Raw genomic sequence first — 18655 nt, 5'->3', positions numbered from 1 at the left:
TATTTTCCTGAAAAATAGCTTAGATTGGTAAGATAACAGTAAATTCGGATCCTTGTTCGATCTGACTTTCCACGCTAATTTTTCCATTATGTAATTTTACAATCTGCATCGCAATTGATAATCCTAATCCATAGCCATTATTTTTTTCTTTTGATCGCGACAAATCTGTTCGATAAAATCGATCAAAAATATGCTTCAATTCTTCTTCCTTAATACCCATTCCTTGATCACGAACTTTTATAATTGCATCATTTTTTACTTTATCCATCAAAATAAATATTTTAGAATTTGGTTTGCTATATTTAATTGCATTATCTAATAAAATTTTAAAAAGTTGAATCAAAGAATCTCTATTGCCATTAACTTTTATATTTTTCAAATCATTTTCAAAAGTAATCTGCTTTTCTTTTGCCAATTTTTCTACACGTAAATAACTTTCTGCAATAATATCTTCTAAAGCCACATTTGTAATTATTAAATTTTTATTACTTTCATAATTTGCCAATTTTAATAATGACCTAGATAAATTTTCCAACTTTTCCACTTCTTCTAAATTACTTCTTAATAATTTTTTAGCATTTTCTAAACTCAAATTATTATCTCGCAAATTAACTTCAATTTCAGATTTCATCGCAGTTAAAGGAGTCCTTAATTCATGAGATGCATCAGCTGTAAATCTATTCTGCGATTCCATCATTTGTTTGATTGGTTTTAATGTTCTTTGGGCTAAAAAATATCCCAAACCAAAAGATACAGCCAGAATAAAAAAATTAAAATAAATTAAAAAGAATTTTAAATTATGATTTGCTTGTGCTAACTGCTGCAATCTCATTAATTCAAAACTATTAATATAATTCATACTTCCTTCAAAAAACTGCAATTCTTGAAAGTTTTGCATTTGCTGTCTCAATCTCTCATTCAATTCATTTGAAGAAATCCGATATAAAACAACACTAAAAAAAATACTGATTATCATTACAATCAGAACATAAAATGCCGTTAATTTTAGATAAGCAGATTTAAATGTCATGACGAAAATTTCTAATTTCTAATTTCTAATATCCGTAATATCCGAATATCTCAATATTAAAATTTTTAAGTTACTCAATTTTATATCCGAAACCTCGAATTGTCTGAAGATGACTTAAAGATGAAAACGGTTTATCAATTTTATTGCGCAAATAACCAATAAATACTTCTACCGTATTTGGCAAAATCTCAGCATCATAATCCCACACATGTTCCATTATATTATCTTTCGTCAAAATTCTGCCTTTATTTCTAATTAGATATTCTAATAATTTAAATTCAGTACTCGACAATTTTATTTCGATATTTTTTCGCATTACTTTAAAATTTTGTAAGTCTAATGACAAATCACCTGCTCTTAGAATTTGATTCAAGCTTTGATTTGGACGTCTTAATAATGCTTTCACTCTTGCTAATAATTCTTCAAAAGCAAAAGGCTTAATTAAATAATCATCTGCACCAGCATCTAGTCCTTCCACTCTTTCATTAATTTTATCTTTTGCAGTCAAAATTAAAATCGGCATTTTTTTGCCTTCTTTTCTTAATTTTCGACAAATATTCAAGCCATCAGAAATACCAGGCAACATTCGATCCAAAATTATCAAATCATAATTGATTAGCAATGCCAGACCCAATTTATCATCTTTTGTATCAAAAACAGCATCAACTGCATATGATTCTTGCTCTAAACCCTTTTTTATGGCATTAGCGATCTTGCGATCGTCTTCAATAACTAATATTCTCATAGCAATATATTTTATACCAAATAAAGCTGAAAATCAACTGAGAATAAAAAAAGACACATAATGTGTCTAAAAGTACTAGAAATGTCGATCATGAACAGGAATTTGCATTAATCTTCGAATAATATCAATGCCTTCGTGAACACACACCTTCTTCATAACTTCTTGATCAAGTGATTTGATTGCAACATAGACCATGCCCAATGCCACATGAGTATCGTCATCAGGCTTTTCAATATCCCAAAATTCATAGACTTGAGGCTTATGGCTTGGAATATCTACTTCCCAAATGAAACCGAGTTGAAAAGATTTTCTATCATAATCTAATTCAGTTAATCGACAAAAATAGCTTGGCTCGCAGAAACCTGCCAAAAATGCCGCTCGCTCCAATAGATCATAAGAACTAGGAACATTATCTCTCCTGAAATTAACGTAATTACTAAAATCTCTGAAAATCAGATAATAATCTTCTGGCTTCATTCTTGAAATCAGCTTTTCTTTTTCTGGATGATCAGCAAAATCAGAATAATATGGAATATAATCACATTCTGGAACAAGTCGAACACTTTCTACTTCGTCAATTGCAAATGCCGTATAATCCTCAGACAACAAAGGTCGTTTCACTGAAATCTTGACGCAAGGTACTGAACCATTTTTCTGAATTCTTTCTCGATACATCAAAGTACCAAAACAAATCGGTACTCGCGATGATCCAACAGCAGCTCTTTCGCCAGAACCATGAGTACCTGTCGTAAAACTATATGGCAAATTAACAACCATTCGCAATCTTCGAGAATCATTAGGATTAAATCCTTGCATTTCCATCATTTTCTCATATGGCCATCGATTATGTTCATAGCCATAAAGATTACCAAAAGCTTCATCATCCATGACACTGCCTGACTTCAATTTCAACTCCACTCCAAAGACCAGATGCGGACAAAAATAAATCACAGTCTGTAACAAATTATCCAAAAGTCTACAAATATGACGAATACCATCATAATCATCACGATTCATTGTCCTCAACTGATCAACAAGAATCGCAATCCTCTTATTCAATCCATTAATTCCATCCTCTTCCAAAATCTGCAGATATTCCAACATGTACAAAAAATGGTAAACCATATCGCGAGGATAACAATCAAAACTATCCTTTTTGAATCTAACAAGTTGGCTAAACAATGATTGAGCAGAATTTTTTTCATCATAGACAATCGGAACACCATCAATATACAAAGCATCATGCAAAGCATTCTTTTCCTTTCTGCCAGTCCACGCTGGATCCGACCCGGCCCTCATCTTATCCAAATAAGCATTGACCATCGCTTTAACAAGATCTCTGTCTCTTTGTTCCACTTCCCTTCCCTCCTTGTTGGCAAAGAACGATTAAATAGCATTACATAAATATATTTTTCTGTCAATCAAAAAGAATGAAAACAAAAATAAAGGTTCAGAATTCTGAACCCCTACCCCTCCTTAAATTTTATTTCGCTTGTATTTCCTTTTTTGTTTCAATAATTAATTTCTGCAATTTTTCACTAATTTCAACTGGATATTTATAAGTTTTTTCTATTTCTAAATATTTCTCTGGCATTTGCTTTAATTGTTCGGAAACATAATCTCTAATCTTTATAACACTTGGCAAATTATAAACCAATTTTCCCTTTTTAAATATTGGTCTTAATAATGGCTCACCTAATCCTTTTTCGCCTTCTAATCCAATAATATCTTTTTCAAAATGACTATTTTTAAATTTACGATAAACTTGTTTTCTTCCTGGAAAACTCATTTTGCCTGGCGATAATTTCATTTTATTAATTATCCTACCATCTTTTTCTATTATTTCAGATATTTTATAAACAACTTCTAATTTAGGATCATCTGAAGAAGTCAAAGCTTCTGTACAAACAATAAAAGTATTCGCTGGAATTTTCTTTTTCATCAAGTCAGTAATTTTGTATTCATCTAGATTGCTCGCAACAACAATTCTTATATTTTTTAAGCCTGCCTCATCAATCTTTCTCTTAACCTTCACTACGTTTTCATACAGATCACCACTATCTACAACAATTTTCAAACTCTTGCCCATTTTTTCATACTGTTTTCCAATTACAATTGCATTTTTTATTCCTTTATCATAATCATAAGTATCAACCATCAAAGAAAGATCAACTTTAGCATGATCTGCGGCAACTTGCATCGCTTCTTGTTCAGATTCATAAGAATTGACAAAAGCATGATAAGCAATTGTTGCATTATCGCCCATCGGAATGTTTAAAAAGTTTCGGACAACTGGAGAAGGTACTTGCTTACTACCAACAATATAAGCACTCCTTTGCGCTTTAAAAGCAGATTCAAATCCATGGGCTCTAACTGGACTTGGACCGATTACATTTTTATCTTTGGCAGCGATTACTGATCTTACAAATTTCGAAGAATAAATAGTATTAGAACTCAAGCAAGTCATCATAAAAGCCGTCAATAAATTTCCTTGAATCAGAGGAGCGGTAATTCTAACTATTGGCTCATTATTAAAAAAAATACTTCCTTCTGGCATTGCATAAACATCACCTTCAAACTTGACCGTTTTCAAAAATTTAGCAAACGTATCAGAAATTAATTCCATTTTTTTAAGCATCGCAATTTGTTCATTTGTGTATTTCCAATTTTGTAAATGAGTTGCCATCTCCTCCAAACCAGCAAAAATCAAAAAATTACGATTCTTCGGCATATCTCTAACAATCAAATCAAAAGTCGCCCAAGTATCTTTCATTTTTGTGTCATACCACATTGAGCTCGTCATGTAGATCTGATCCAAATCAAAAACATTCATGTATTCTGGCGTAAAAAAATGATGTTTCAACATAATATAATATTATATTTTTCTCCGGGACCTGGATTCGAACCAAGATAAACAGGTCCAGAACCTGTTGTCCTACCATTAGACGATCCCGGATCGCAATCCGCCGGAGTCTCCCGAAAGGAGACGAAGGCGGAACAACCCTATTATAGCGCAAATCTTCAATATTTCAATATAAAAACAGTAGGGGCTCAATATATTGAACCCCTATGAATCAATTCCATTTTTTCAATTTTTTTTAGCTTTTTAATCCTCGCCTCTTCAATACAAGCCTTTGATCTAGTTTTAAATTTTTTTGAATAAACTAACTTAACGGGCCTCCTTGCACACGTATATTTCGCCCCTAACTTAGAACTATTATGTTCAAGCAATCTCCGCTTCAGATCTGTTGCAATCCCAGTGTACAAAGTCTTGTCAGCACATTCTAAAATATAAAGATAATACATTAGATTTTTTCATATTGCATAATAAAATCAACCAAATTGTCTACCCAAAATTTTTGAGTACACAACAAAATAATTCCGATAATAATCAAAACAAGAAGAACGATTTGAATTGTTTTGCTCTTTTTTGTTTTCATAAAAATAATTTTGGCAAATCAAAATAAAAACTAAAACACCAATTTTTCAACATCATCTAAGATCAATAAAATTTTTTTATTAATTTCTCTTATGAAATTTTTTTGAAATCGCATGAATAATTATAATTAGAAGCCAAGCAATTAAAATGAGAGATACTAGATATAAAAGAATGCTTTGGACAAAAAGCCATATACTTGGAACTGATGGAGAAAATAATGCAATATTTTGAGGACTATCTTCAACCCCTAGAGTTTCAAATTGTTTAGAAAAAGTATAATCTAGTCCTGAATAAGCTGTTCCTTCTCCAAAACCATAGCCAGCAAGTTTAGTGTCGCCCATTTTGCCGGTAACTTTTACACCACCTTCGCGAAATTCGGCTCCTGTGGCAGTAGTGAATAATTGATTAGGGCTAGTTGGGGTCATAGTAAAAGTCATATTTTTTTCTGATACTGTAACTTCCCAACCATCGGGATACCATGCGCCAGAATTCGGACTTTTAAACCATTTATTAATTGTTACATTAGCGCTGATATCTGTTGCTGTGCCATCAGTGTCAATGAATTTGCCAGTAGCTTCCGCTTCCGTATTTGCTGGGGGAGTTTCACCATGATTTTTTAAGTCTTGTGCGTACGGTGAATGCATTTTGGAAAGGGTAATCTCGGTATTATTGTCAAACTGAACTTCTGTCCAGTCCCAAGCCCATCCCGGAGATACTTTGTTTTTTGCTACAGTTGCTATGTTTGAAAGTCCACGAATATAATAATTATCAGGATATCCTGGAGGCATAACTCCTGCAGTCCATTGATTATCAAACCATCCCTTGCCTTCTACATTCCTATCATCTCCAGCATAATTAACTGTGCCGCTTACTTTTAGATTTGGGATTGAATAATACCATGTACCAAGATTATACATACTTGGGTCTTTGCCTTCATCACCTTCTAAAAACATTGGTTTTGTTTGTTCAAACGTTAAATCGATTTTAAGGTCAGTTTCTGGATCATATATTTTGACGGTATATGGCAAAAATGAGTCTTTGTTAATACTTTTAACTTCATTATTTCCAAATTTTATTTCATATGGCTGACTTCCGAATTCAACTAAACCAGTTTTCCCTGAAATTACCGGATTCGCAGCTTGAAAATGCAAATTTCTATCAGAATACCCTACACCTACAATTTGTTCGACAACTTGATTATCAATTTCCGAGAGGCCCATTTTTTTAGCAATGTCAGGTGGATATATTGCTCTGGTAAAATAATTAATGAGTACATCAATATCATTACCATTTTGATCTTTGAGATTAAGGGACATAAAATTCCATCCAAATTGAAAATTTTCATGCATTCCATAATCTCGAGGAAATTCTAATTTATTAATGCTTTTCATCCCGTCATATCCGTTAAAATAATCAGGCCCCATTAATCCTCCCAATGTATAGGCTGCTCTTGTATTAAATCCATTTTCCGAAAGCTTAGATAATTCATCGTAACCTTTTGGATTTCTTTGAACTAAAGGAATTGTTTTTGTTTTAACATCTTGAAGCATAGTAAAAACTTCCTCACCAAATGTTTTTGGACTAATAGAGGATAATTTTTTTTCATCTAGTTCTTGAGGAAGACCTTCTGGCCACTTAGAAATGTCTTTCTGCCAAAGAACATTATAAATATCTTTTTTGCTTTGTTCGTCGATTTCATTTGATGCTGAATCCATATTCGGTTTTAATCTGTTGAAATTATTATTGCCAAATATTATGACAACAACTCCGATGATAATAAAGCCGGAAAATAAACATTTCAACAAATTTTTCTTGTCTTTTTGTTTTTCCATTTTTTAAAATTAATTTAGAAAATTATATTTTTAACAAGGTTGGTGTAATATTCTGCCTGGAAAATTTCTCAATAATTCTTCAACAGAATTAAAAGATCTTAAATATGTCGGCGATAATCCTTTCCATGCATCATCAGTATCACAATAATAATATCTAGCAGTATAGTAAGAACTCGTATAATAAATATGACTAATTACTTTTACCGGTTCTTTTACAGGTATCTCTCTTTGACCATCACATGTACTAATATTCCATAATCCTCTTTCATTATTGCGAGCGTATTTTTCTAATTTTTTAAATCTTTTAACTTTAGAAAAATGATAACCAGTATAAACATAAACATAACCATCTTTAAGTATTTTTGCACTAATATTTTTTTCACCCAAATAAACATAACGCAAAAGGAATCCTTTATTATCAATCTTACGCCCATCAGAATCTTTCAAAATCTTTACTCTCTTATTTTCAATTTTAGATTTTAAATAGCTTAATGCTTCTTTACCAAAACATTCATCTGATTTTCCAAAACTTTTAATTTTCGGCGCATCAATACCAATAAGTTTTACAGATTTGATCTTACCATGAATATTAACTTTGATTGTATTACCATCAAGCACTTGTACAACTTTATGCTTCTTCGCATCAACAAAATAAAAACCAAAAAATAACACAAATAAAGATATAATAAATATAATTTTTTTCATAATAAGTTTTTATTTTAAAATAATTATAAACACCTACACCGCCACATCCCTCTTTCTAAACACCACCATCCCAATCACAGTACAAACAACAGCAACACTCATAAAAACAACCCAAGATTTGCCATCAATTATATTCTCCACCAATGCCCTATTAGCATCATAATAATAGAAAAAAGAAAAATATTTCAAATTTTCCAAACTTTCTTTCAAAGAAGAAATTATTTTTATCACATACATCAAAACTAACAAGCCACCTGCCAACATATAAACTCTGCTTCTCTCTGAAAAAATAGCTGAAAACATAAAAGCAATGCTGAAAATCGCCCAACCAAACAAAAAGCAAGCCATAGACATTGTCCAAAAATTATTAATTAGATAATCAACCTTATAAATTTTCGCAAAAGGAATTACTGCCATTACTGAACAAAAAACAAAAACTATCAAAACAGCAATCCCAACCAAATACCGCGACCAAAAAATTTGTTGCCTAGATACAGGCCTAGATAATAATAATTCGGAAGTTCCCTTTTCTATTTCTCCAGCCAACATTATTCCAGCCAAAGAAATCATCAAAAAACTAACCATCAAAGGCCAGATTATTCCAAATTGCTCCATTGCCAAAAAACTTTCCAAAGAACTCATATCAATATTTTCCACTCCAAAAGCTTTCATGAAATCCTGCGGATAACTTTTCATCATTTCATTAAAAGTTGCTGACTGATCACGAAATGCTGGAAACAAACCAACATACATCCATAAAAATGCAATTACTGCCAAACAATAAACAATGATCGTTATTTTGCGATCTTTAATTGTCCGCCAAACTAAAATGAAAAATTCTTTTACCATATTTTTTCTGCGTTTTCCGCGTAATTTCCGCGTATTTCCGCGATAAAATCATCTATATTTATTTAAACATAATCAAATAATTTAACCATAATATTCCAAGAAAATCTCTTCCAGAGATGCAGGTTCAATATCCAAATCTTTTATTCTATAATTACCAATTTTTTTGATTATTGGATTCAAATCGCCTTTCACTCCTAGACTTAACTCATTCGGCAATGCCTTAATTATCTCAACTCCAGCTAATTTAAAATCATCAGCATTAATTTTATCTTCAAAATTAATATTCATCGTATACATACTTTTTTGTCGCAAAGTCGAAATATCTTCCATTGCTACCATCTTGCCATTTTTTATAATTCCAATTCTACTGCAAATTTTCTGCACTTCTGCCAAATTATGAGAAGACATAAAAACAGTTGTTCCTTTTTCTGATGCTTCTTTAATCAAATGATAAACTTCATGTTGCATCAAAGGATCAAGAGCCATTGATGGCTCATCAAGAATTAAAACTTCTGGATTGCATAACATTGCCATAATTATTCCAAGCTTTTGTCTGTTTCCAGATGACAGACTTTTTGTTTTCACTTTAACATCAAAGTCTAATCTTTTAATCAAATCATTAGCAATATTATTTTTGCCATTTAATTCTTTAATAAAATCAAGATGCTCTTTACCAGTCCATTTATCATAGAGCCTGACAGTTCCTGATAAATAGCCAATTTTTTCTTTCAAAAAAACAGAGTCTTTTTGGGCATCTCTGTCTAAAATTTTAATTTCGCCACTTGTCGGTTTTATAAAATCCATCATACATCGAATTGCTGTTGTCTTGCCTGCACCATTTGGACCCAAAAAACCAAAGATCTCTCCTTTTTTAACTTCAAAACTAATACCATCAACTGCCTTAGTCTTGCCAAAATATTTTTTTAAATTTTTAACTTCAATAACGCTCATTTTGTTATTGTAAAAACATTAGAGATTTTATTAGTGCTATTTGAGAGGTATTAGAGTGAAGCTAAACTTTAAGGTACTTTCTTATAGCAATAGCACTAGAAACTACTCCCAAAAATATTCCAAGTAAAAGTTGGACAGCAATGATAATCAACAAATTTTTGTTAATTACAGAAGCAGCATCAACATTAACCAGTTGAAAAAATTCATTTATCTTTGGAGTAGTATACAAAATAATTGGATACAAAATAATTGTTGAAATCACACTCGCAAATAATCCATAAAGCATGCCTTCAATAATAAAAGGAATCTCAATAAAATAGTTCGTGGCACCAACAAGTCTCATAATACTGATCTCATCTTTCTGAGTATAAATTGTCATTCTGATTGTATTAAACATAACCAAAACTACGATAATACAAAAGATTACACTCACGCCAATACCTATTTTTTTAGCAATGCTCAATGTTGAAGAAACTTTATTGATAATTTCTTTATTATCATCAAAAGTAAATTTTTCAACAATTGGCTGATATTTTTCATTATCCAAAAATATTTTAATATCATTATATTTTTCCAAATTTCTAGCTCGAATTACAAGTGTATCTCGCAATGGATTGCCTTCTAATTCTGTAATTGAAGATAACAACAAAGGGTTATCGCCATGTTTTTCTTGAAATTCTTTTAAAGCCTCATCTTTTGATGTATATTTTACTTCTTCAACATCACTCATATTCGACAAAGCACTTTGCAGTTCATCGATTTGCGCTTTGCTGACATCCTGACTAAAAAAGACAGTTACATCAATTTTATTTTTAATATTTTCCAAAATCAAATTTCCATAAAGATTCAAAACAATCAAAAGACTAATTGAGAATAAAGTCAAAACCATAATCAAAGTCGTAGCAAAAGACATCCAGATATTCCGCCAGAAATTCATGAAACCAAACTTAATGACACGAAATAGAGATCTTAACATAAATTATCTATAAAAATTTACAATTTCCAATTTACAATAAATTGTCAATGATCAATTTCCAAAACGTCGTCGCTCTGAAAATTGAAAATTGGTTATTTATTGAAAATTGAAAAATGATAATTGGAAATTAGATCATGTAGTGCCCTACACGCTGATCTTTGGCAATCTTGCCATTTTCCATTGTAATCACTCTTTTATTCAAACGATTAACAATATCTCGATCATGAGTTGCAATCAAAACAGTATTTCCAAGCTTATTAATTCTTAATAATATTTCCATAATTTCCCAAGAATAAATTGCATCCAAATCACCAGTCAACTCATCAGCTATCAAAATTTTTGGTTGATGAACTATAGCTCTTGCAATTGCACAACGTTGTTGTTCACCACCTGACAATTCATGCGGAAAACGTTCTTCTTTTCCTGACAATCCAACCAAGCCAATAGCTTGTGGTACCAATTCTTTTATTTTTTTATTTGATGCACCTGATACAACCAAAGTAAAAGCCACATTTTCATAAACAGTTTTTCTTGATAACAATTTAAAATCCTGAAACACAACGCCTAATTTTCTGCGATAATATGGAATTCTGCTTTTGCTTAATTTTTCGACATTACAGCCATTAACAATTAATTCTCCTGAATCTGGTTTTTCTTCACCAATTAGCAACCGAAAAATAGTCGTTTTGCCAACGCCAGATCTTCCAACAAAAGTAATAAATTCGCCGTCATTGACTGTGAGATTTATATCACTTAAAACAAGACCGTCAGAATAAGATTTGTTAATTTGTTTGAATTCAATCATAAAAATGAATTATGAATCATGAATAATGAATTATGATCAAAGCATTAGATCATTATTCATAATTCTTAATTCATGATTCTCGTTTTAAATACTCATCAATAAATCCATCTAAATCTCCATTTAACACTGCCTCCGCATCTTTAACCTCATATTCTGTTCGATGATCTTTAACCATTTTGTATGGATGTAAAACATAAGACCTGATTTGATTGCTCCAAGTTGCTTCAATATGTTCGCCTCGAATTTTTGCTTTTTCTTCATTCTTTCTTTTCAATTCTCTCTCAAAAAGTCTTGATTTCAAAATACTCATTGCTGTTTCTCTATTCTGAGCTTGTGATCTTTCATTCTGGCAAGCAACCACAATTCCTGTTGGCAAATGTGTAATTCGAACTGCAGAGCTTGTTTTATTAACACTCTGGCCTCCTGCACCACTTGATCGATATGTATCAATTCTTAATTCGCTTGGATCAATTTGTATGTTAATATCAGATGATAATTCTGGAATTACTTCAACCAAAGCAAAAGAAGTATGTCTTGCATGATCAGCATCAAAAGGAGATTGCCGTACTAATCTATGAATTCCAGCTTCAGCTTTTAGATAACCATAAGCATAATTACCAGTTATCTTTATTGTAGCATTTTTTATGCCAGCTTCGCTACCCAAAACCTTGTCGATAATTTCAGTTTGCCAGCCTCTTTTTTCACAATATCTCAAATACATTCTAAGTAACATTTCTGCCCAATCTTGCGCTTCTGTTCCACCAGTTCCTGAATGAATCATCATAATTGCATTATTCAAATCATATTCACCTGCCATCATTATTTCAAATTGGTGCTGTTCAAATTTTTTGTTCAATATTTCAAAACGCTGTTCTAATTCTTTTTGCAAGATTTCATCATCCTTTGCAATTTCTAACATATCAAATAAATCATTCGTTTCAGCTAACATGCCCTCCCATAATTCCACCATTTTCTTTAGACTATCCAAATCACGCATCACTGCCTTTGCTTTTTTTGTATCTTTCCAAAAATCAGGACTCTGGACATCTTTACTTATTTTACTTATTTTACTAATTTTACCCGCAATATCAAAGACGATCCATTACTTTCGCAATGTCCTGTTTTATTTTTTCTAATTTTTGTAATAATTCCTGCATATTCCAAGTTTACTATAATATAAAATAACTGTCAAAAACTTGACAAATTCATTCAATATGATATGATATGGTCGGCTTTCACCCACGGAGGACAACAATGAAAAAGGCCATCTCTGCACTTTGCTTCCTGTGCATTTTCTCTGTTTGTTCCTCCGCTTTTGCAGAACCTGTTCTTCTCACAAGTTATGACGAGGAAGATTTCTTCGGAGATGAAATTGTTCAGGTTGGAGAAAAAGAAATGCCCGCCTGGAATGCCACTATTATCGGCATCAGCTATCTATTCAAAACCATGAAAGACCCTTGTATTGTCATTACCAAAGGCACTTCGGAAATTACCAAAACCTTTTCTCCTTCGCTTGAAATCAAAATCAAATTTCATATTCTAGGACTCATTCCTGATTCACTCATCTCCATCAAACCACCCAAAGACAACCAAGATGCCATCGTCGAACTTTACGGCCTATGCTCCACTCTACCCTAGTACCCTTTTAACCAAACTCTTTTCAAAGAGTTTTTTTAGTACAAAAAAACTGGTCAAAACCAGTTAAAGATCAATTATTGATTAATATGATTATAATAATATCTGCAAGCATCACACATTTCTCCACCATCACAAGTACACTGATCAAGAGATTCACAACAAGTTACATTACTACTCGAACCTGCATGATCCGTAAAAAATTTTTCCCAAATATACCAAAAGAAGAGACCTCCACACAAACAGATAAAAGCAAAACCAAGTTGTCTTATTGCAATCAAGAAAAAAAATACTACAAGTACCAATACCAAAAACAAAACTTTCATTACTTCCCCAAACATCCTCTTTCTCGCCTCAGTCTTTTCTTTTCTTTCAAACTCAGAGCTATCTGTTTTCTTTTCAGAAAACCTGTTAAAGATAGCTGCGAGTTTATCATACAACCATATTACTATTATCAACGGTATCAAAATAACAACAACAAGAATCACAACAATCGACACTCCAAAACTTAAAACCAATCCTCGAGTATCCTTCAAATAAACAATTTCTTTCCAAAATGTCTTAAAGAGATTTTCAAGCCTACTTCTCAAAGAACCATGCAACATGCCCTCAAAAGCTCCTTCGTAGTCATTGTCGCTCATCTTCCTTCCTCCTTCTTTTGCTACCAATCAATTCCACAGATTCTTGATTTTTTACTTTTGTCTTTAGACAATCTATCACGCGCAACATTCATCAAAACAATTGGTACAGCCACAACCATAATCGGAACAAGCTTTACCAAATCTACAGCAAAAATAAAATAATCTTTACCACTTAAAATCCCTTGCGAAAATCCCTTTGAACAATTTTCCATTTCTTTCCTCCTCTCCTCGTTGTCAAAAGAACAATATCCAAAAAAATACTTTATGAACTTTACCTGTCCGCCGAAGTCCCACAGGACGAAGGCGGATAACTTTAAAAATCTTTGTACAGACGTAGCAATGCTACGTCTCTACGCTTGGCATTTTGGACAAAAATAAGTTCCTCGTCCCCCAAGTCTCATCTTTTTTACTATTCCACCGCATCTATAACATTTCTCGCCTTCACGTCCATAAACTTTCAATCTTGCTTCAAAACTGCCCTTATTGCCCATTGCATCTACATAAGCATCAGCTGAAGTACCATGATGTTTGATAGAATCAAGTAAAACTTTTTTCAAGCAATCATACAACTTTTTAATATCTTCGTCAACTATATCGCCTGCTTTTCGCTCTGGCAAAATTCCTGCGCAAAAACAAGCTTCTTGAGCATAAATATTGCCAACTCCAGCCAATAAAGTTTGATCCATTAACAATGGTTTTATTCTAATTCTTTTTTTCTTATTTAAAATTTCTTTCAAATCTTGCCAAGTAAAATTTTTATCTAATGGTTCATGACCATAAGACAATAATAATTTTTCTAAATCTTGATTATTCAAAAATTTCACCCAACCAAATTTTCTTTTATCATTAAAAAATACTTTATTAGAATCTGACAAAGTAAAAATAACATAAGTATATCTTGCTAATTCTGGATTTTTTCCTGCCCAAATAACCTGTCCAGCCATCTTCAAATGAAAAACTAAATTTTTATCATTTGATAATTGCCAAATCAAAAGTTTTGCTCTTCTTTTTAAAGCAACAATTTTACTTCCAGAAACTTGTTTAATAAAATCTTTTTCTGGCAAATTTAATAACTTGGCATATCGAACTTCAACATCCTTAATCTTCTTGCCAATTATTTTATTTTCTAGCTGTCTTTTAATCGTTTCTACTTCTGGTAATTCAGGCATAAAATTATATTATACTGTCGTCCTTTGTCCGCCGAAGCTTAGCAAAGCGAAGGCGGATAATTATCTCAACCTCTGAAATTCTGGCATATTTATTACTAATTACTAGTTACTTATTACTAGTTACTCGTTATTTTATATTTAACAACATTTTAAAAACTACTGGATAAATGTCTCTTCTGCTAACAACGCCAAGCAAAGTATCTTTTTCATCAACAACTAAAACTCGATGAACGCCTCGTGCCATCATAATTCCGCCAACTTTTACTAAAGAATCAGAAGGCAAGGCTGAAATAACATCACGAACCATAAAATTTTCAACTTTCAAATCAACAATATTTTTTAATCTGTCATTCAAAGTATTTGGTTTTGCAATTATATCTAGATCAATATAAAATTCTTCATAATTTGGATACAACGCTCTAAAAACATTCTTTTCAGAAATTAAGCCAATCACTTTATTTTTTTCGTTAACTACAGGCGCGCCAGTTATATCATTTTTGATCAAAATTTTTGCCGCTTCTCGAAGCGTTGTCCCTTTTTTTATTTTGACAATTTTCTTCGTCATTACTTCTTGTACTTGCATAGCATTTATTGCTTAATGTTAAATTGATAAATTGTTAACTTTTTAGCTAACAATTTAACAATGAAACAATTTAACAATCCTATAAAATTATTTTATTAATTTTTAACTATGCGACAATATGCTTTTACGCCATTCATTTTTTCATTCAAAACGTTTAAATTTTCTTCATATATCATCTTACCAGGTTCCCCTATTATTATATCAGTTTCCTTATTTTTATCAAATGAAGTTACTAATCCTGCCAAACCATTACCTTGTCCACCGGAGTCAGCAGACGAAGGTAGATTAAAAAATACAATATCTCCAACTTCCAAATTCTTACCATCAAACAATCGATCATTATGTTTACAAAATGCATAAATATTTTCTGTCCTTCGATCAAACAATGGATCATCAGGTACGCCAACATAGTCATTTGGATTATTTTTGTAATCTTTATCAAATTCTGTTTGAAAATAAATTCCAGCTGCTTCATATGTTTTTGATATCAAATCAGAATTTGTTAATAATCCCCATCTAGAAAAAAGCTCGCCCCAACTTCCTTCTGTAAAATCGTACCATCTGCCAATCATCAAATTTGTCGCGCTCAAAATATCTTCTTTATTAGAAAAGCCATTTCCATTAGCATCTGCATCATTAATATTTAAAATTCCATTACCATCAATATCAAAATCAACCAAATTTATAATTCCATCATGGTCATTATCTTCAAAATAAGCATCAAAATGTCCGCCATTATAAATATGCGCATTCACATAAGCTAAACCGATAAATCCAGAAATAAAAATTATAATACTTGCAATAAAAATTCCTAATTTTAATTTTGCATTTTTAACAAAATCATGGACAAAAACATCAATCGCAAAAAGAGTAATTAACAATTCTAAAGAACAATTTATCAAAAACAAATTTGTTGTAAAAAAACTGTATTTTAAAAACCAGATTGATCTTAATCCAATCATCATAGAAGATAATGGAGTAAAAATAGCAATTCCAGACGCAATAGTATCTAGAAATAAATGAGTAGAAACACCAAGCAAAATCACCCAAGCAATTGATTTAATAAACTGTTTTTTTGCTAATAATCCAATCAAGTAAATCAACAAAAACAAAACAAGATAAACAATAATTCCATGCGAAATATACTGACGATGTGGAGTGTTCGCAGAATAAAAATAATGGTAAAACAAATCAAAATCAGGAAAAATAGAAAATATGATTCCAATTAAATATAAAACCAATCTTTTTTTCTTTTTGAAAATTTTTTTCTTATTCCAAAATTTTTCTGTGAATCTTAATATCAAATATCCTGCGGGCGCATGTGCAAATATCATAAAAAAATATTAATTAATTCAGCATAATTCTATCCAATAATACGTTTTTTAGCAATAAAAAAGTCCTGTTTCTTGCAGGACTTTTATCTTAAAAAATTACTTAATTCTTACTTTTAACTTTTTTAAAATTTTATCCAAATTTTCAAATAATGATTTCTTTGATCCTTCATTCAAAATAATGTAATCAGCAATTGCAATCGGTCCGCCTGTTGCAATATTTTCGATTTGAACAAAATCTCTTTCAGCTGCATCTTTCAAAGAAAATTTTCGAGCAACACCATGCTTCAATTCTTTTCTACCTGTTAATCTCTTGTGTCGAAGTTCAGTGTTAGCACAAATTGCAATAACTTTAAAATCATTCTTAAATTTGTCTTTAACTATTTTGTATTCATCCCAAGAATACATGCTTTCAATTACTACATCTCCTTTTTTATAAGCATCTTTTACTTTTGGCATTGAAAGAATTGCAAATGCACCCATTCCATGTTTTTTTCTTAATTCTTCTCTGATTTCTTTTTCAATTTTGGCATTTGTTTTTAAACCTCTCTTTTTAATCTCATCAAAACAACAATCACCAAAATAGACTCTGTTTAATCCTTTTTTTAATAAATACATCGCTGCTTCAGTTTTGCCCGCTCCTGGCATCCCTACAACAGCAATCACTTTATGCTTCATTTTAGTTCAATTAGTTAATTAGAAAATAAATTCGCAAACATTCGAAAACATATTAGAGTGCGACCGTCTGATTTGGTTGAACAATATTCAAATCATCAATTTTATTACTATCTTCAACTAATTTTACATTTCCTTCTTTTGCTTCAACTTTTTCTATTTCTGCTGAAAATAATTTTAACAAATTTTGATCCCACTCTGAACTTGGTTTATATGATTCAATTTCCAAACCAGCTTTTTTCAAATATTCTAATGCTTTTTCACCACGATAAATCTGACCGATAACTACTCTTTTTACTCCAGCCATTACCACATATTTTGCACAATGAATACAAGGATTATAAAGAGTATACAATGTTGACCCAACAGTTGAAATACCACCCAATACTGCAGCTTGCAAAATAGCATTATGCTCGCCATGAATCGTTCTAACACAATGACCTTCTTCCATCAAATGACCAATATCATCACAATGTCCTAATTCTGGAGGAGCGCCATTATAACCTGTTGAAATAATTCTTTTGTCTTTTACCAATACTGCTCCAGCTCTCAGTCTGTCGCAAGTCCCCCTTGTTCCTACGATCTTTGCAATCGCCATGAAATAGTCATCCCATGACGGTCTGAAATACTTTCCCATAGATTTTATTTTATTTTTTAAAATTTCCGTAATATTAAAGTTTACACCATTTTTATTACAAAAATCAAATACCAGTCAAGACTATTTTTATTTTGCCAAAACTACAGGTTCATCTTTTTTTTCATTTACAGGTTGAATTATTTTTGCTTTCATTTCTTCATAATTTGGCAAATCAGAAATTTTATTTAATCCCAAATGTCTTAAAAATTTTGTTGTTACTGCATATATTCCTAATCTTGAGTCTTTTGGATGCTGTTTTTTTTCAATCAAACCTCTGATCAACAAATTCCTTAATACATACAAACAATTAACTCCGCGAATTGCTTCAAGCTCTGCTCGAGTAATCGGACCTTTATATGCAATAATAGTCAAACTTTCTAAAGAAACAGCTGACAAATCTTCAGCCAGCTCACTAGATGACAAACTTTTTACTATTTCAGAATTCTTTGGATTTGTTACCATTTGCACAACATCAGATTGCAAAATTAATCTTAAACCTCGATCATTTTTTTCGTATTCTCTATTCAAAATTTTTAAAGTCTCTTGAACTTTTTTTTCTTCAACATTGCAAATCTTTCCCAATTTTTTTATCTCAATTGGTTTTCCTGATGCAAATATCAATGATTCTAATGCACTGTGTAGGTTTAGCATA

22 protein-coding genes and 1 tRNA gene are annotated in these 18655 nt (G+C 31.5%); 1 reads left to right on the top strand and 22 read right to left on the bottom strand.

The features are described 5' to 3' along the window. Positions 1-19: 19 nt before the first annotated feature. The 14 genes from WC663_05355 to prfB all read right to left on the bottom strand — a co-directional run bounded on the left by WC663_05355 (position 20) and on the right by prfB (position 12489). A complete protein-coding gene (locus WC663_05355; GenBank protein ID MFA6296756.1) occupies positions 20-1030 on the bottom strand; it encodes a HAMP domain-containing sensor histidine kinase in 1011 nt (336 codons plus the stop codon). Between the two features lie 70 nt (positions 1031-1100). Then, on the bottom strand, positions 1101-1775 hold the full coding sequence (locus tag WC663_05350) for a response regulator transcription factor (protein ID MFA6296755.1): 675 nt from the start codon (positions 1773-1775) through the stop codon (positions 1101-1103). 75 nt (positions 1776-1850) lie between these two features. Further along, positions 1851-3131: a hypothetical protein gene (locus WC663_05345; GenBank protein MFA6296754.1), complete on the bottom strand. Its 1281-nt coding sequence runs from the start codon at positions 3129-3131 to the stop codon at positions 1851-1853. Positions 3132-3258: 127 nt separating this feature from the next. After that, positions 3259-4641, bottom strand: coding sequence for a nicotinate phosphoribosyltransferase (locus WC663_05340; protein MFA6296753.1), 1383 nt, complete (start codon positions 4639-4641; stop codon positions 3259-3261). A 19-nt stretch (positions 4642-4660) separates the two neighbouring features. Further along, a tRNA-Gln gene (locus WC663_05335) sits at positions 4661-4731 on the bottom strand. 95 nt (positions 4732-4826) lie between these two features. Further along, positions 4827-5081 (bottom strand): GIY-YIG nuclease family protein, encoded by a 255-nt coding sequence (locus WC663_05330; GenBank protein MFA6296752.1) that lies wholly within the window; start codon positions 5079-5081, stop codon positions 4827-4829. Beyond that, positions 5081-5215 (bottom strand): hypothetical protein, encoded by a 135-nt coding sequence (locus tag WC663_05325; protein ID MFA6296751.1) that lies wholly within the window; start codon positions 5213-5215, stop codon positions 5081-5083. The genes WC663_05330 and WC663_05325 overlap by 1 nt, the downstream gene beginning before the upstream one ends. Before the next feature lie 79 nt (positions 5216-5294). Further along, a complete protein-coding gene (locus WC663_05320) occupies positions 5295-7046 on the bottom strand; it encodes a lipocalin-like domain-containing protein (GenBank protein ID MFA6296750.1) in 1752 nt (583 codons plus the stop codon). Positions 7047-7076: 30 nt separating this feature from the next. Continuing rightward, positions 7077-7751, bottom strand: a complete 675-nt coding sequence (locus WC663_05315; protein ID MFA6296749.1) for a thermonuclease family protein — start codon at positions 7749-7751, stop codon at positions 7077-7079. Between the two features lie 33 nt (positions 7752-7784). Then, positions 7785-8600, bottom strand: a complete 816-nt coding sequence (locus WC663_05310; protein ID MFA6296748.1) for an ABC transporter permease subunit — start codon at positions 8598-8600, stop codon at positions 7785-7787. Between the two features lie 81 nt (positions 8601-8681). Then, positions 8682-9551, bottom strand: coding sequence for an ABC transporter ATP-binding protein (locus tag WC663_05305; protein MFA6296747.1), 870 nt, complete (start codon positions 9549-9551; stop codon positions 8682-8684). A 61-nt stretch (positions 9552-9612) separates the two neighbouring features. Next, a complete protein-coding gene (locus tag WC663_05300) occupies positions 9613-10527 on the bottom strand; it encodes a permease-like cell division protein FtsX (GenBank protein MFA6296746.1) in 915 nt (304 codons plus the stop codon). Positions 10528-10654: 127 nt separating this feature from the next. Then, positions 10655-11332: an ATP-binding cassette domain-containing protein gene (locus WC663_05295; protein ID MFA6296745.1), complete on the bottom strand. Its 678-nt coding sequence runs from the start codon at positions 11330-11332 to the stop codon at positions 10655-10657. Between the two features lie 70 nt (positions 11333-11402). Then, positions 11403-12489, bottom strand: a protein-coding gene (prfB, locus tag WC663_05290) for a peptide chain release factor 2 (protein ID MFA6296744.1) whose coding sequence is annotated in 2 segments (ribosomal slippage) — positions 11403-12422 and positions 12424-12489 — 1086 coding nt in all. Because the reading frame shifts where the segments join, the coding sequence is not laid out codon by codon here. 97 nt (positions 12490-12586) lie between these two features. Here prfB and WC663_05285 point away from each other — a divergent pair. Further along, positions 12587-12970: a hypothetical protein gene (locus WC663_05285; protein MFA6296743.1), complete on the top strand. Its 384-nt coding sequence runs from the start codon at positions 12587-12589 to the stop codon at positions 12968-12970. A 74-nt stretch (positions 12971-13044) separates the two neighbouring features. Here the strand turns inward: WC663_05285 and WC663_05280 are convergent, their stop codons facing one another. From WC663_05280 to scpB, 8 genes are all read right to left on the bottom strand, one after another. Then, entirely contained in the window at positions 13045-13635 is a 591-nt protein-coding gene (locus WC663_05280; GenBank protein ID MFA6296742.1) for a hypothetical protein, read from the bottom strand. Beyond that, entirely contained in the window at positions 13629-13820 is a 192-nt protein-coding gene (locus WC663_05275; GenBank protein ID MFA6296741.1) for a hypothetical protein, read from the bottom strand. The genes WC663_05280 and WC663_05275 overlap by 7 nt, the downstream gene beginning before the upstream one ends. A gap of 138 nt (positions 13821-13958) precedes the next feature. After that, positions 13959-14777, bottom strand: a complete 819-nt coding sequence (mutM, locus tag WC663_05270) for a bifunctional DNA-formamidopyrimidine glycosylase/DNA-(apurinic or apyrimidinic site) lyase (protein ID MFA6296740.1) — start codon at positions 14775-14777, stop codon at positions 13959-13961. 127 nt (positions 14778-14904) lie between these two features. After that, a complete protein-coding gene (locus WC663_05265; protein ID MFA6296739.1) occupies positions 14905-15360 on the bottom strand; it encodes a CBS domain-containing protein in 456 nt (151 codons plus the stop codon). Positions 15361-15455: 95 nt separating this feature from the next. Continuing rightward, positions 15456-16694, bottom strand: coding sequence for a metal-dependent hydrolase (locus WC663_05260; GenBank protein ID MFA6296738.1), 1239 nt, complete (start codon positions 16692-16694; stop codon positions 15456-15458). Positions 16695-16790: 96 nt separating this feature from the next. Beyond that, on the bottom strand, positions 16791-17369 hold the full coding sequence (locus WC663_05255) for an AAA family ATPase (GenBank protein ID MFA6296737.1): 579 nt from the start codon (positions 17367-17369) through the stop codon (positions 16791-16793). Positions 17370-17421: 52 nt separating this feature from the next. Further along, complete coding sequence (locus tag WC663_05250) at positions 17422-18003, bottom strand: cytidine/deoxycytidylate deaminase family protein (GenBank protein ID MFA6296736.1); 582 nt, start codon at positions 18001-18003, stop codon at positions 17422-17424. A gap of 87 nt (positions 18004-18090) precedes the next feature. Beyond that, positions 18091-18654, bottom strand: a complete 564-nt coding sequence (scpB, locus tag WC663_05245) for an SMC-Scp complex subunit ScpB (GenBank protein ID MFA6296735.1) — start codon at positions 18652-18654, stop codon at positions 18091-18093. Position 18655: the final 1 nt, after the last annotated feature.

The sequence above is a fragment of the Patescibacteria group bacterium genome, from assembly GCA_041662665.1.
Classification (GTDB): Bacteria; Patescibacteriota; JABMPQ01; order JABMPQ01; family JAQVVF01; genus JAQVVF01.
The sequence above is the reverse complement of the archived record's forward strand: the minus strand, read 5'-3'. Positions and strand labels throughout refer to the sequence as shown.